This window comes from Glutamicibacter nicotianae, from assembly GCF_002797775.1.
GTDB classification, from domain to species: Bacteria; Actinomycetota; Actinomycetes; order Actinomycetales; family Micrococcaceae; genus Glutamicibacter; species Glutamicibacter nicotianae.
Map to the genome: position 1 here is coordinate 1,058,386 of NZ_PGEY01000001.1, position 14,345 is coordinate 1,072,730.

General features: G+C 62.5%; 12 protein-coding genes and 2 tRNA genes. 9 read left to right on the forward strand and 5 right to left on the reverse strand.

What is annotated here, in order from left to right:
* Positions 1 to 131 precede the first annotated feature (131 nt).
* Positions 132 to 1,178 carry a winged helix DNA-binding domain-containing protein gene (locus ATK23_RS04805; RefSeq protein ID WP_083515424.1) on the forward strand — a complete coding sequence of 349 codons (1,047 nt, stop codon included), beginning with the start codon at positions 132 to 134 and terminating at the stop codon, positions 1,176 to 1,178.
* A 26-nt stretch (positions 1,179 to 1,204) separates the two neighbouring features.
* Here ATK23_RS04805 and def read toward each other — a convergent pair whose 3' ends face one another.
* The 3 genes from def to ATK23_RS04820 form a co-directional block, all read right to left on the reverse strand.
* Positions 1,205 to 1,777: a peptide deformylase gene (gene def, locus ATK23_RS04810; protein WP_066138168.1), complete on the reverse strand. Its 573-nt coding sequence runs from the start codon at positions 1,775 to 1,777 to the stop codon at positions 1,205 to 1,207.
* Positions 1,778 to 1,801: 24 nt separating this feature from the next.
* Positions 1,802 to 2,950, reverse strand: a complete 1,149-nt coding sequence (locus tag ATK23_RS04815; RefSeq protein ID WP_066138171.1) for an acyl-CoA dehydrogenase family protein — start codon at positions 2,948 to 2,950, stop codon at positions 1,802 to 1,804.
* Between the two features lie 683 nt (positions 2,951 to 3,633).
* Positions 3,634 to 3,709: transfer RNA gene (locus tag ATK23_RS04820), tRNA-His, on the reverse strand.
* 331 nt (positions 3,710 to 4,040) lie between these two features.
* Between ATK23_RS04820 and ATK23_RS04825 the strand changes: the two genes are divergently transcribed.
* Positions 4,041 to 4,604: a DapH/DapD/GlmU-related protein gene (locus tag ATK23_RS04825; RefSeq protein WP_066138174.1), complete on the forward strand. Its 564-nt coding sequence runs from the start codon at positions 4,041 to 4,043 to the stop codon at positions 4,602 to 4,604.
* Between the two features lie 83 nt (positions 4,605 to 4,687).
* Here the strand turns inward: ATK23_RS04825 and ATK23_RS04830 are convergent.
* Together ATK23_RS04830 and orn are read right to left on the reverse strand one after the other, a co-directional pair.
* Positions 4,688 to 4,763 (reverse strand) — tRNA-His (locus tag ATK23_RS04830).
* Positions 4,764 to 4,922: 159 nt separating this feature from the next.
* Positions 4,923 to 5,534: an oligoribonuclease gene (gene orn, locus ATK23_RS04835; RefSeq protein ID WP_083515425.1), complete on the reverse strand. Its 612-nt coding sequence runs from the start codon at positions 5,532 to 5,534 to the stop codon at positions 4,923 to 4,925.
* Positions 5,535 to 5,821: 287 nt separating this feature from the next.
* Here orn and mptB (ATK23_RS04840) point away from each other — a divergent pair, with 287 nt between their 5' ends.
* From mptB (ATK23_RS04840) to ATK23_RS04870, 7 genes are all read left to right on the forward strand, one after another.
* Positions 5,822 to 7,273, forward strand: a complete 1,452-nt coding sequence (gene mptB / locus ATK23_RS04840; protein ID WP_245858302.1) for a polyprenol phosphomannose-dependent alpha 1,6 mannosyltransferase MptB — start codon at positions 5,822 to 5,824, stop codon at positions 7,271 to 7,273.
* Positions 7,274 to 7,278: 5 nt separating this feature from the next.
* A complete protein-coding gene (gene mptB / locus ATK23_RS04845; protein ID WP_157066314.1) occupies positions 7,279 to 8,754 on the forward strand; it encodes a polyprenol phosphomannose-dependent alpha 1,6 mannosyltransferase MptB in 1,476 nt (491 codons plus the stop codon).
* Positions 8,755 to 8,820: 66 nt separating this feature from the next.
* Positions 8,821 to 9,915, forward strand: a complete 1,095-nt coding sequence (locus ATK23_RS04850) for a VanZ family protein (RefSeq protein WP_066138180.1) — start codon at positions 8,821 to 8,823, stop codon at positions 9,913 to 9,915.
* A gap of 131 nt (positions 9,916 to 10,046) precedes the next feature.
* Positions 10,047 to 10,817, forward strand: a complete 771-nt coding sequence (locus ATK23_RS04855) for a DUF2637 domain-containing protein (protein WP_052253742.1) — start codon at positions 10,047 to 10,049, stop codon at positions 10,815 to 10,817.
* Positions 10,818 to 10,899: 82 nt separating this feature from the next.
* Positions 10,900 to 12,003, forward strand: a complete 1,104-nt coding sequence (locus ATK23_RS04860) for a GTP pyrophosphokinase (RefSeq protein WP_066138183.1) — start codon at positions 10,900 to 10,902, stop codon at positions 12,001 to 12,003.
* Positions 12,004 to 12,153: 150 nt separating this feature from the next.
* Positions 12,154 to 13,755, forward strand: coding sequence for an ABC-F family ATP-binding cassette domain-containing protein (locus tag ATK23_RS04865; RefSeq protein WP_038990995.1), 1,602 nt, complete (start codon positions 12,154 to 12,156; stop codon positions 13,753 to 13,755).
* 69 nt (positions 13,756 to 13,824) lie between these two features.
* Positions 13,825 to 14,271 (forward strand): hypothetical protein, encoded by a 447-nt coding sequence (locus ATK23_RS04870; RefSeq protein WP_157066315.1) that lies wholly within the window; start codon positions 13,825 to 13,827, stop codon positions 14,269 to 14,271.
* The last annotated feature ends 74 nt before the right edge of the window (positions 14,272 to 14,345 follow it).

The following is a 14,345-nucleotide window of genomic DNA, read 5'->3' on the forward strand; positions in this document are numbered from 1 at the left end:
TGCTGTGGCAGTCTTACGTCAACGACCATCTGCACATCAAGGCGAGGCATGGAATCCACGGATCCGGAGGCGCATCCGCTGCGTCGAACTGCTAGGCTCTACGCCATCGGGGATGGGATCGAGGTGGACCGATGGACAGGACCAGGGTGCTGGCAGCACGCATGGCCAGCCAGCTTCTGCTGGAACCGGCAGAAGCCACGCTGCAAGCCTCAGAGCACATGCTCGCCTTCCAGTCCCAGGACTTCGCTGCAGGACGCTACGGGCTGGCCCAGCGCTCGACAGCCCAAGAATCGCGCCAGCGGGTCGACGCGCTGTTCGCCGAACGCCAACTGGTCCGGTCATGGACCATGCGAGGCACGCTGCACATCTGCGTCGCCGAGGATCTCCGGTGGCTGGTACGCTCAAGCCGTGAACGCACCCTGCGCTCAGCAGCCGCACGCCTGCGCGGACTGCAGATCGACGCGCAGGTCATTGACCTGACCGCCGGCGTCATCAGCTCGCATTTGCAGGAGTCCGGACAGGCCAGCCGAACCGAGCTCTTCAACGTGCTGAACCGGCACGGAGTCGAGACGGACAAGCAACGCGGCTTGCACCTGCTGCAGGTCCTTGCCCTGGACGGTTTGATCTGCCTGGGGCCCACCCCTGATGGTGCAAAGCTCACCGCCCAGGACTTCGTGCTCGTCGATCAATGGATCGCACGGCACCGGGAACCGGCGGATCCGCTGGCGGAAATATTGCGCCGCTATCTCAGCTCCCATGGGCCAGCCACCATCCGCGACGCAGCCTGGTATGCGGGGCAGACGCTTACTGCCATGAGAACCGCTGCCCAAGCCCTCGGCGACGTGCTGGTCAGCGCAGGCAACGATGAGCGAGGAGAAGACTATTGGGTCATTGCCGGAAGTCTGGCCCACCGCGAGCTTGAAACGCCGCAGCTCACCCGGTTGCCGCTGCGTCTGCTGGGCCCCTTTGACGAGTACTACCTGGGCTATGCTGATCGGGCGCTGGCAGCCGATGAGCAGATGGCCCAGCAGATCCTGCCGGGAAAGAATGGCATGTTCCTGCCCTTCTGGCTTGAACAAGGCAGGGCGGCAAGGCTCTGGAATGCAGAAGCAGCGCCGACCGATCAACTCGGTGCGGCGCTGCATCAACGGTATCTGGACTTCAAGACCGCCCGGTAGGCGGCTGCGTGGCAACCGACACTGGCCTAGTGGCCGAAGGGGTCCTCATCGGTACCCGGCAACCAGGTATTGCCCGGTACGCCCCAGCCAAGAGCCTTCTTAGCCTTCTTCCACTTCTTCTCCCAGCGCGGCTGCAGCTTGTCCACGTACAGCAGGCCATCCAGATGGTCGTACTCGTGCTGCATGATGCGGGCGAACCAGCCATGGGCCTCGAAGGAGATCGGCTTGCCGAACTCATCGAAACCCTCCACCTTCGCATAGTCAGCGCGCTGCAACGGGTAGTTCAAGCCAGGTACGGACAAGCAGCCCTCCGAATGGTCATCGGGATGGGCAGGAGCCTGCGAAACCTTCGAAAGGGTCAGCTTGGGATTGATCACCACACCGCGCTCGGGAGCATCGTCCTGGTCCGCGAAGACGTAGGTGAACATGCGCAGGCCCAAACCGATCTGCGGAGCGGCCAAGCCGACACCGTGCGCCTCATCCATGGTGACGTGCATATCGGCAACGAGCTCGCGCAAGGCGTCGTCGAACTCGGTGACCTCCACCGCACGCTGGTGAAGTACAGGTTCTCCGTAAACAGTGATCTGCCGAATAGGCACGTGATCAGTTCCTTTCAAAAGTGCTTAGAGTGCTCGTCCAATAGTTTCACGCATGATCTCACTTGTGCCACCGAAAATGGTCAGCAAGCGCGAGGCGGTGAACGACTGGGCGATCGGGTACTCCATGATGTAGCCGTAGCCGCCATGGATCTGCAACGCCTTGTCGGAAAGCTTCTTGGCGCTCTCACTAGCCCAAAGCTTGACCTCTGCGGCCTCTGCAGGATCCAGCTCGCCATCGTTGAACGCCAGCACAGCCCGATCCACGAAGCTCTGGGTGACATGCGCCTCAGTCTTCAGGTTGGCCAGCTCGAAACGGGTGTTCTGGTACTCGGTCAGCGCCTGGCCGAAAGTGGAGCGGTTCTGCGCATGCTCCAGCGCCTGCTCGAAGGACGCGGTGCAGATCGCCGACGCTGCTACGGCAATGGCCAAGCGGGCCTGGGGGAGGTGCGCCTTGACATAGGACAGGCCCTGGCCGACTTCGCCAACCAGATCGGCAGCCGTAACATGGACATCGTCGAAGAACAGCTCCGCGGTGTCAGAAGCGCGCAACCCGATCTTGTCGAAGGGGCTGCCATTGGTGTACCCCTCGGAACGCTCGACCATGAACAACGAGAAGGACTGCTCGGTGGCCCGTCCGCTCTCGCCATCGGTACGCGCCAGCACCAGCGCGGCATCGCCGAAGGCCGCATTGCCGATGAAAGTCTTCTGCCCGCTGATCAGCCAGTCATCTCCATCTCGGACCGCCTTGGTGCGTACGGCACGCAGGTCGGACCCCGCGCCAGGCTCGGTAAACGCGCAGGAGGTAATGGTGGAGCCATCGACCATGCGCGGCAGCCACTTGTCCTTGAGCTCGGCAGAACCGTAGGACAGCAGATAAGGCAGAACCAGATCGTCATGCAGGTGGAATGCCAATGCCACGGCCAGATGCCCGGCACGCACGAACTCCTCGTCAAGCACTACACGGAAGCGGTAGTCATCGATCCCCATGCCACCGAACTCCTCGGGCACGGCAAGACCCAGCAGGCCGTTTTCGCCGGCGGCCTGCCACACCTCGCGAGGGATCTGGTGCTCCTTCTCCCACTGGGCGTATTTGCCGGAAATCTCCCGGGCATTGAACTCCGTAGCCAGTTCACGGAACTGCTCGTGGTCCTCTTCAAAGAGCGCGCGTTTCACAGGGGAGTACCTTTCGGTGGGTAGAACGAAGGCATGTAGCTCACTGGCTTGCCGAAGTACATGATCCATTATGGTTGCTCAGGCCAATTCATGCCTATTCGCCAGGGCAAACAACGATTCAAGTCACCAAATAACGCAAAAAGTCTCGAAAAGCACGGGGTTAGACCTCTAAACGCCGAGTATTCGAACATACTTTCGAATCAGTGTTTCAACCTGCCGAAATATGACTTAATGCCTCATTTGGGCTGCGTTGCGCTCGCCGGTAGGGCCGAGTTTCCTGTTCATCTAGGCGCTTCCGTATCGTGCTTGCAGCTGGCCTCGGTAATGGACTGGGCTTGCCGGTCTTGCCCGTGCCTGGACTCGTGACTTTGCGTGGCGCGCAGCCCGATGCGTCTGCGCGCCCCGTGTGGTTGACGCTCCATTTGGACGGTTGATAGGCGGATTGCTGGTCGCTCTGGGCGGGGAGCAGCGAGGCAGCGTGACGAGGAGCTCGTCTGTTCAGTGAAACCGTTTTGCCCGTCTTGGGCATGACCTTGCATTTCACGGGTTCATGCGATGGCCGTTGGCGGTATGAAGTCGAACACTAAGCCAGGAAATGTGCCGCCGTCGTCATGGAGCTCCACAGCGCTGGAAGCAAAAAAGATCTGGCTCAGAATTTCCATTCCAAACCAGATCTTTCGAACTGGGGTGAGTAACGGGGTTTGAACCCGCGACCTTCTGGACCACAACCAGACGCTCTACCGACTGAGCTATACCCACCATGTCTACTTCGATACTAGTCAGAAGCTATAGGGCTCAAGATTTCGTACCGGGCAACGAAAATTACTATACACGCATTCGAGCTAGAAATACCAATTCGCCCAGTGCTGCCAATGGGATTGTGACGCGATGCTCATGAATCGTGATTGGGAACCTGTCGTGCGCTGCTGATCTGGCATAACGGGTGATGTTCAGTGCCATGCTGTTGCCCTTGCCTGCGGCGCCTGGTGCAACAGGGCTATGGCAAGTGAGGCGGACAACCTGGCTCCATGCGGATGCGCGAAAGCCGCCATAGTTCGACCTAATGGCACGAATAGCTGATGGGGGAGTCGTGGACGTTGATGATCTTTTGGAAGTGCTGGATTCCGGCCAGCGAATTGCCGCCGGTTCTGAGCTGCATGCTCTCATGCATAGCGCGAGCCAGGACGCGTTGCGCATCTGCGCGGAATTGAATAGCGGCTACCGCAGTCCACATGAAGTGCGCGAGCTCCTCCGGCAATTGACCGGCAGGCATGTTGACGAGTCGGTGGTGTTGTTCCCGCCGTTCAACTCGGACTTTGGACGCAATATCAAACTGGGCAAGCGCGTCTTCATTAATGCCGGGTGCAAGTTCCAGGACCAGGGCGGCATCAGCATCGGGGACGAGTGCTTGATCGGCCATAACGTCGTTGTGGCTACGCTCAACCATGATCTCGATCCTGCCCGTCGAACTGCCATGCTTCCGGCCCCGGTGAGCATTGGGCGCAATGTCTGGGTTGGCGCGAATGCGACGATACTTTCCGGCGTGACGATCGGCGACAATGCTGTGGTTGCTGCTGCCGCGGTGGTAACCAAGGATGTTCCTGTTGGTGCAGTGGTGGTCGGATCGCCAGCCAGGGTGGTGCGTACGGTCTGATTCTGCGCGGCGGCGCAATCTGGCGTGCGTGGAAAGCAAAAGACTCGATTCGGAATTTCCATTCCGAATCGAGCCTTTACTGCTGGGGTGAGTAACGGGGTTTGAACCCGCGACCTTCTGGACCACAACCAGACGCTCTACCGACTGAGCTATACCCACCATGTTCACTTCGATACTAGTCAGAACTCTTTTGCGAATCGATTCCGTATCGGGCAACGAGAAATACTATACACGCATTTTCCGTTTCGATGCCAATCGGAAAGCCCCTGGGCCACTGTGCAGTGCATCACCCATGCCCCAGGGGCTCATCCCTGGCAGCTAGACGGCGCTCTGGCTGATCCCCGTGGCGATCTTCCGGGCCTCGTCGGAGGTTGGGCCTGGAGCCGGAACCATGATGGCTTGGCGGTAGTAGCGAAGCTCATTGATCGAATCCTGGATGTCGCCCAGCGCCCGGTGGTTGCCGGTCTTGGCCGGAGCGCCATAGTGGGCCTTCGGGAACCAGCGGCGGCTCAATTCCTTCAGGGTCGACACATCGATAATGCGGTAGTGCAGGTGCTCGATGACCTCGGGCATATCGCGGGCCAAGAAGTTCTTGTCGGTTCCCACCGAGTTGCCGCCGAGCAGCGCCTTCTTCGGCTCCGGAACGTGCTTCTTGATGTAGTCGACCACCAGGCGCTGGGCTTCGGCCATGGAAATGCCGTTCTCCAGCTCGGGCAGCAGGCCGCTGGCCACATGCATATTGCGCACGAAGTCATCCATTTGCGCCAGAGCCGCCGGCTCGGGCTTGATGACAACCTGGATGCCCTCATCGACGATCTCCAGATCCGAGTCGGTAATGAGCACCGCTACTTCGATCAATGCGTCTTTAACCAGATCCAATCCGGTCATCTCGCAATCGATCCATACAATTTTTTCTGAATTACTAGCCACGCAACCAATCTACACTTCAGCGAACGCTGTGGGGGAGCGCACCCTCTTAACGGCGCGGAAGAACAGTGTCCCAACCGGACCGAAGGCATGGTGAATGCTAAAATCGTCTGAGATTTCCGGCTGTTGACGTGCCACGCCCGCAAGGGCAAAGCGCAGGCGACGCTGGCCTAATTACTCTCGAACTCATGTCCGTTACAGCCCGAGGTGCCAACGTGTCAGCCAGCAACCCAGCCGCAGTGAGCTCCCCGCCCCACGCTGGAGTGAACAGGACCCTTCTCAGTGGCGTCATGGGTTCCTCCCTGATCCTCTTCGGATCCTTCGGCACCGGCTGGCTGGCCAGCGTCTCCCCGCTGAACCGCGACCCGTTCTTCATCATGCTGCGCACCGAACCGGCCGGCGTGACTGCGTGCGTGATCCTGCTGGCCCTGGGCTGCTGGCTGCTCTTCCGCTCGTGGTGGCGGCTGGGACAGAAGCTCAAGGGCTGGGGCGAAGGGTCGCTGAAGGTGGTCCGCCGCGCCGTCTGGCTGTGGAGCATCCCGATGCTAGTCACCCTGCCGATCATGAGCCGGGACGTGTTCGCCTACATCGGTCAGGGCCGCTTGGTCGATGCCGGGCAGGATCCCTACGTTGACGGCATTTCCTCGCTGAACAACTGGTTCCAGCTGGGAACCGACACGATGTGGGCCCAGGATGGCACCCCCTATGGCCCGCTGTACCTGAGCATCGAATGGCTTGTGGTCAACATTGTCGGCGGCTCCACCGACGTGGCCATCCTGGCTTTCCGAGCCATTGCGTTCATCGGCGTGCTGCTGTGCCTGCACTTCGTTCCGAAGCTGGCCGAACTGCACGCGGTGTCCGGAGCCAAGGCCACCTGGATGACCGTGGCCAACCCGCTGTTCCTCGTCAACTTCGTAGCCAGCGCGCATAACGACTCGCTGATGACCGGCCTGGCCGTATGGGCTGTCTACCTGGCCTGCAAGCGCCACGGATTCTGGGCGGTGGTCGTGCTCGCCGCCTCGGTCGGCGTCAAGCCGATCACCCTGGTGCTGCTGCCGTTCATCGGCCTGCTCTGGGCAGGCCCGGACGCCAAGTGGCCGCGCCGCATCCTGTACTGGTTCTACACCGGCATGCTGTTCCTCGCGCTGATGACCCTGGTGGGCTGGCTCAACGGCTACTGGTTCGGCTGGCTCTCGGTCATGCTCAACTACACCGGCGCAGGATTCTCGATCTACGCTCCGCTGGGCCTGGCGACCGTGGGCATCCAGAACATCTCCCATTCCTTCGGCTTGGATTCGGGCGGCGTGCTGGACGTGGTCAAGACCGCTGGACGCCTGATCGGCGTGGTGATCGCCTTCGTGCTGATGTTCCGCGGCAAGTATTCGCACCTGGTGCAGCGCATGGCCATCGCGTTCACTGCGATTGTCGTGCTCTCCCCGGTGATCCAGCCGTGGTACCTGCTGTGGCTGCTGCCGTTCTTCGCCGTCACCGGGCTGCGCGACGACTGGCAGATGCTGTGGCTGCACCTGACCACCATCTTCTTCCTCGCCTACCAGGCCGCTGACCAGATCTTCGTCTGGCAGTTCCTGCAGGAGTCGCTGGTTCCGCGCGTCCAGCTGATTTCCTGGGGCATCTCGATTGCCTGCGCCGTGTACCTGGTCTTCTTCGATCCGAAGACCAAGAACATCTGCGCCGACCTGCTCAGCTCGACGAACTGGCTCAAGAAACGCAAGAAAGCCTAGTGGCAGTGCAGGAGCGAAAGCTGGAACCGCAACGCGCAAGCCTGCGGTCATTGTCCTGGCAAGGGTTCATCGCCTCGGCGCTGATCACCGTTGCCTCCTGGGGAATCGGCTGGTTCCCGCGCAACCAGCTTTCCCCGCTGGCCCGCAGCGGCTTCTTCATCGAGTTCCGCACCGATGCGCCGGGGGTCATCATCTGCATCGTGCTGATGGCCGTGGGCATCGTCTGGCTGACCCGGACCTGGATCCTGGCCCGGCCATGGGTGCAGAGCGCAGGCGAGATCACCCGGAAAGAATTGAGCCGCCTGCTGGCCATGTGGTCCGCCCCGCTGATGCTCAGCTTCCCGATCCTCAGCCGAGATGTCTACTCCTATCTGGCGCAGGGCCGCATGCTGCACGCCGACAAATCCCCGTATGCCGAAGGCATCTCCGCGCTGCCCGGCTGGTTCGACGGGGGATCCGACGGCCTCTGGGCGCAGTCGCCCTCGCCCTACGGGCCGTTCTTCCTGGTGCTCTCGCGCATCATCTACTTCGTCTCCAACGGCATCCCCGAAGTCGGCGTGGGCCTGCTGCGCATCATCGCCGTGCTCGGCGTCTGGGGCTGCTACCACTACACCGCGAAGCTGGCAGCGAAAATGGGGCAGAGCCCCAACTGGGCCAACTGGGCGATCGTGGGCAATCCGCTGTTCCTGCTGACCATGATCGGCGGAGTCCACAACGACGCGCTGATGATTGCCGGCGTCTTCAGCGCCTTCGCCTACGCCTATGACCGCCGCCCGATGGCGGCCACCATGGCCCTGGCCATCGCCGTATCGGTCAAGCCCATCGTGCTGCTGGTGCTGCCATTCATCGGACTGGTGCTGCTGGGCCGCACCCGCACGATGCGCGCACGCTGGAAGATCTGGGTCAAGGTCGCGGCCATGTCGCTGACCTGGCTGCTGCTGATCGGCGCCGTCACCAACCTCTGGTTCGGCTGGCTGCCTGCCATGTTCACCGCCGGCGACGCGGCGTTCCCGTATGCTCCGGTCGGACTGATTGGCTGGTCGGTGAGCAACCTCGCAGGCCTGTCCGGTGCCGATATTTCGCTGGTGAATACCATCGTGGTGGCCATCTTCCAGTTGCTGTCCCTGGTGATCGTCGCGCGCTTGGCGCTGGCCAAGGACGCCTCCAGTCCGGTGCGCCTGGCGGCCTGGGCGCTTTCCGCGGTGGTGCTGCTCGCTCCGATCATCCAGCCCTGGTACATCCTGTGGCTGATTGCGCTGTTCGCCATTTCGCACAGGGTTGCCTGGGGATCGGAAAAGCTGATGATACACGCATCGAGCATCATCCTGGTGGCGGTCTTCGTCGACCAGCTTTCCATCGAGCAGTGGCATTCGGCCTGGCTGTTGAAGTCGCTGGCCGGCGTGGTGGTCCTGGGCCTGTTCGCCGCGCTCTTCACCGCCGATGCCCCCACCAAGCGGGTGTTGCGCGGGCCGGAAGCATAGCCAAGCTCACAGTCCGCAGCTCAGCTTCCTCACGGATTATTCCGCTTAGATAGAAATATGCAAACGATGTTCTGGCCAGCGACTATCGCGATCCTCGGAGGCGCCTTCTTCCTGGCCTCCGCCGGCATCTTCCTGCTGGCCGTGCAATACCGACGCCACGGACGGCTGTCCTGGCGCCGCACCATAACGACAGCCACCGCGGCGATCTATGGCTTCGGGCTCTTCAGCTACACCATGCTCCCGCTGCCCTCCTCGCGCGATGAATTCTGCCGGCCGGGCGTGGCCATCCCTCAGCTGGTGCCCGGCAGGTTCCTCGACGACTTCAAACTGGTTATCGTCGAGCGCGGGCTCAGCGGATTCGCAACCAGCTTCACGCTGTGGCAGGTGCTGTTCAACATCATCCTGTTCACGCCACTGGGGATCCTGGCGGTGCGCTGGCTGCGCGGCAACATCATTACCGGCGTGCTGCTGGGCTTCGCCGCCTCGCTGGCCATCGAGCTGACCCAATACACCGGCATCTGGGGGCTGTACACCTGCGCCTACCGCGTGGCCGATGTCGATGACCTGATCACCAACACCGCCGGCGCGCTGCTCGGCGCGGTCATCGCCTACCTGCCGATGTTCCGCTTCCTCTCGGGCCCCGTGGAAGCCGACGCCGCCCAGGCGCCGGCGCGGCCGGTCACCCGGGCCCGCCGGGCAGTGGCCAACGTCTTCGATGCGGGCTTCACCTCCGGTGCGCTGTTCGTCATCAGCGCCGCGCTGGAACTCTTTCAGCGACTGGGCGGCATGGAATTCGGCAAACAGTGGATGAACTTCTGGCTGCCGCTGATCGTGGTCTTCTTCGTCTTCTGGCTGCCGAGCCTGGCCCCGGGGCGGGCCACCCTCGGCCAGCGCTGCGCCTGGCTGATGGTCGCCAGCAAGCAGGGCGGGCCGTCCCCGGCAGGCAGGGCGTTGCTGCGCAGCCTGCTCGGGTTTGGCGGGATCAACTTCCTTTTCCAGATTTCCACCAGCATGGACGAGATCAGCGTCTACCCGCTGCTGAACACGCTTGCTGTGATCTATATCGCGATCAGCGCCTTCTACTTCATCTTCGACGCAGATCACCGGGGACTGGCCGGAAAAATCAGCGGAACCGGATTCATCGACCGCCGCGCACTTTGACCCATGGCACCCCGGCAATGCCGGGTGCAAGCTAAAATGGAACGCGGTGGTCTGCGCCTTTCGGCGCGGTCCAGCACAACTCGCGTTTGAAGACATACCGTTAATCTCAAGAGATAGGTCTGCTCAGCAGCATGGAAGATAACAAACCAGAGGTCCCGGCCGAACCGCACCGCGCTGTCCTAGGCACGGCCGTAGGCGCGACGGTCCTCATTGCCGTCGGTGCATTCGTGCTCTCATTCGCGGCGTTGACCGACCTGGCAGAACGCTCGGGAATCAGCCCGCGCCTGGCATGGATCTGGCCAATCATCATCGACGGCATGATCGTTGCCGCCACCGTGGCCATCGTGGCCCTGAATGGCTTCAACCGCAAGGCCATGATTTACCCGTGGTCGCTGCTGTTCTTCGGCGCGATTGTTTCCACCGCGGCGAACTCCACCCATGCAATCCTGACCGTGGACTCCATCGAGAACGGCGTGCCGCCGCTGGTGTCCGCGCTGGTCGCCGCGATGCCGCCAATCGTCCTGCTGGCCATCACCCACCTGACCGTGCACATGTACCAGAAGAAGTCCGAAGCCGCGAAGCTGCGTGCCGAACTGGAGTACGACGAGGAAAAGGAAAACGCCGAGAAGTACGGCGTGGCCTATGACGATGGCTACAACGCGGCCTTGGCCGACACCAAGACCGCCGAGGAAGAACGCCTGGCCGCCCTGGAGCAGGAGCACCAGGACGCGCTGGCCCGGGCCCGCGCTGAAGGCATCGCCGCAGGCCGATCGGACTCGAAGGTCACCCCGATCAAGCAGAATGCGCAGCCAGCCAAGGAGACCAAGGCCGCCGCGCAGAAGAACGGCGAGGACAAGGCTCCATTGTTCGACGACATGGCCAAGCGCCTGTCCCGTCCATAGGACCCAGCCGCACCCGGTTGGCGCGTGAACACGAACTGAAGGACAGCATTTCAACAGAAGCTGAAGCATCCAGGAGGCATCAATGATGGATCCGGCGCAGGGCCAGGGGCACGACGAGTTCTCCGAGCAGATTGCGGCCGCCGTTGAGCAGTACAAGTCGGTGACCGGCGAACTGAATACCGTCATGTCTGCCATGAAGGCGAAGATCCGCCGGCTCTTCGCCAATTCCGAGGTGCAGCCGCTGTTCATCACCGGCCGGGTGAAATCGCCGCAATCCTTTGCGGCCAAGGCATCGCGCCGCCTGCAGGAGAATTCCGAGACCGCCCCGGTGCTCGAATTCCCCAACCCGCTGCGCGAAATCCACGACATGGTCGGCATCCGCATCATCGTGATGCTGCCCCATGAGATCCAGCAGGTAGCCAGCCTGATCAAGTCGCACCGCGACTCCTTCGACTGCCGCAGCGACCGCGAGAAGGACATCGGCTCGGTGGAGTCCGGAACCTACGGCTACTCCTCGCGCCACCTGCTGCTCAAGACCCGCAGCGAGCCGGTCGTGCGCAAATTCCAGGAAGCCCTCGGCAAGCCGGTGGTGGCCAGCGGCAACTTCGTCTTCGAGGTGCAGATCCGCACGGTGCTGCAGCATGCCTGGTCCGAAATGGAACATGACATCCGCTTCAAGCATCCCGGCGAAGCCGCCTGGAATCCGCAGATCGACCGCCACTTCACCGCGACCGCGGCGATGCTGGAGACGGTCGAGGACTACTTCACCGACATCGACGAGCTGTACCACCGGCTCAACGGCTACCACGATCAGCAGGGCGCCGGATCGGAGCCGCTGACCGGGGAGAAGATCGGCGAAATCTGGCAGACGCTGCTGCCGCATGTTGACCGCAAGCGCGATGACGACTGGTCCTGGGCCGCGGAGCTGCTCGGCGCCCACGGCATCGGCCAAACCTGGCAGCTGGCGCAGCTGCTGGACGCGAATGTGGTCACCGACGTGCGTGCCGCGCTGGACCACCGCTATTCGCCGGGCCCGGACCGGCTGCTGGACGACGTGCTGCTCTGGCGCTTCGGCAAGGACCACATTGAGAAGACCAGCGGGGGAGACCTGCGCCGCGAAGCCTCGTTGCGCCGCCGCCTGATCCAGATGATGGACTACCGCTCGCAGCTGGGCGCCAGGAACTGACCGGGCATCGAACTCTTTAACCAGCTCAACCCCGGAACTGTTAGTTTGTGCACGTTCGGCCAGCCGCGGAGCCGTTGGCCGGTAGACTAGTTAAGTTGCCCAATTTCTGGGCCGCACAGCTTTATTACCCGCGTGAAAGGGCCACACCATATGATTTCCGTAGCCAACCTTGAGCTACGCGTCGGCGCCCGCCTGCTGATGGACGAAGTGAACTTCCGCATCGACAAGGGCGACAAGATCGGACTGGTGGGTCGTAACGGTGCCGGAAAGACCACGATGACCAAGGTCCTCGCTGGAGAGACCCAGCCAACCGCTGGCGAAGTCACGCACAAGGGATCCATCGGCTACCTGCCGCAGGATCCCAAGACCCCTGACATGGAGCAGCTCGCGCGCAACCGCATCCTCGGCGCCCGTGGCCTGGATGTGGTGGTCACCAAGCTGGCCCAGAACCGCGAGGACATGGCCAGCGAGGATCCTGCGGTCTCCGCCAAGGCCTTGCGCCAGTACGACCGCCTGGAAGCTGAATTCATCGCCGCAGGCGGCTACGCCGCCGAATCCGAGGCCGCGGCCATCTGCGCCAACCTGGATCTGCCCGACCGGATCCTGGACCAGCCGCTGCGCACCCTCTCTGGCGGCCAGCGCCGCCGCGTGGAATTGGCCCGCATCCTCTACTCGGATGCCGAGACGCTGCTGCTCGACGAGCCCACCAACCACCTGGACGTCGACTCGATCATGTGGCTGCGCGACTTCATCAAGAACTACCCCGGCGGCGTGCTCATGATCAGCCACGACACCGGGCTGATGGAAGCCACCGTGAACAAGGTGCTGAACCTCGACGCGAACCGCGGCGTGGTCGATGTCTACAACATGAACTGGAAGCGCTACAAGGTCCAGCGCGAAACCGATGAGCGCGCCCGCAAGCGCGAGCGCGCCAACATCGAGAAGAAGGCCTCGGTCCTCTTGACCCAGGCGAACAGGATGAAGGCCCGCGCCTCCGGCGCCTCGGCCGCGCAATCCATGCTCAAGCGCGTGGACCGCATGCTCGCGGGATTGCAGGAAGAGCGCGCCTCCGACAAGGTCGCGGCCCTGCGCTTCCCGGATCCTGCCCCCTGCGGCAAGACCCCGCTCATGGCCGAAGGCCTGTCCAAGGCCTATGGCTCGCTGGAAATCTTCAACGACGTCTCGCTGGCCATCGACCGCGGCTCGAAGGTGGTCATCCTGGGCCTGAACGGTGCCGGCAAGACCACCCTGCTGCGCATGCTCGCCGGCGTCTCCGAACCGGATACCGGAAAGATTGTCCCGGGCCACGGCCTGAAGATCGGCTACTTCGCCCAGGAGCATGACACCCTGGATCCGAATGCCAGCGTGCTGGAGAACATGCGCCGCAACGCGCCGGAGCACCTGAACGATGCTGACGTGCGTTCCATCCTCGGCTCCTTCCTGTTCGTCGGCGACGACGTCACCAAGCCGGCCGGTGTGCTCTCCGGCGGCGAGAAGACCCGTCTGGCCCTGGCCACCATCGTGGCCTCCAGCGCCAACGTGCTGCTGCTCGATGAGCCGACCAACAACCTGGACCCTGCCTCGCGCGCCGAGGTGCTCGGCGCGCTGTCCACCTTCCCGGGTGCCGTGGTCATGGTGTCCCACGATGAAGGCGCGGTCATGGCGCTGAAGCCCGAGCGCGTGGTCATCCTGCCCGATGGCGACGAGGACCTGTTCAGCGAGGACTACCTGGAATTGGTCTCGCTGACCTAGATCCTTACCAACACGAAAGAACTCTCGTAGGCTTGGCAGATCACCACCGTGAAGGGGATGTGCCAAGCCATGAGTGTTTTAAGACGCAAATTGCCGGTGCTCGCAGGCGCCGCAGCGCTGCTTGCCAGTACGCTGGCCGGTTGCGCAGTCCAGGTGCCCGACGAAGTCAACGCCCAATGGGCGCTGATCAACCCGGCTGGAGTGAATGCGTCGAGCACCAGCCTGGAACTCGGCGTGATGGGCCTTGCCTGCGCTTCAGGCAAGACCGGGGATATCATCGCCACACATGTGGAGTTTGCCGATGGCCAGATCGCTATCGGCATTGCAGTTGAACCGCTGGAAGGCGAGGCGCAGGACTGCCAGGGCAACGAGACGGTGCCGTACACGCTTGAGCTTGGCGAGCCGGTGGGGGACCGCGTCCTGATTGATGCCTCCTGCCACGACCGGGCAGAACAGCAGGCCCCCAACTGCAGCGACGGCGGAATCCGCTGGAGCCCGCCGGCCACGCCAAGCTAAACGCCATGGAACGCGAAACCGCGCGGCACCTGGACTATGCCCACGTGCCGCGCGGTCTGCGTTTGCTGCGCACT

What these genes read in the sequence shown, in the direction of transcription:
- ATK23_RS04865 (WP_038990995.1), top strand. Translation starts at nt 12,154, where the DNA reads ATGATTTCCGTAGCCAACCTTGAGCTACGCGTCGGCGCCCGCCTGCTG.
- ATK23_RS04870 (WP_157066315.1), top strand. Translation starts at nt 13,825, where the DNA reads ATGAGTGTTTTAAGACGCAAATTGCCGGTGCTCGCAGGCGCCGCAGCG.
- ATK23_RS04850 (WP_066138180.1), top strand. Translation starts at nt 8,821, where the DNA reads ATGTTCTGGCCAGCGACTATCGCGATCCTCGGAGGCGCCTTCTTCCTG.
- mptB (WP_245858302.1), top strand. Translation starts at nt 5,822, where the DNA reads ATGGGTTCCTCCCTGATCCTCTTCGGATCCTTCGGCACCGGCTGGCTG.
- ATK23_RS04805 (WP_083515424.1), top strand. Translation starts at nt 132, where the DNA reads ATGGACAGGACCAGGGTGCTGGCAGCACGCATGGCCAGCCAGCTTCTG.
- ATK23_RS04855 (WP_052253742.1), top strand. Translation starts at nt 10,047, where the DNA reads ATGGAAGATAACAAACCAGAGGTCCCGGCCGAACCGCACCGCGCTGTC.
- ATK23_RS04860 (WP_066138183.1), top strand. Translation starts at nt 10,900, where the DNA reads ATGATGGATCCGGCGCAGGGCCAGGGGCACGACGAGTTCTCCGAGCAG.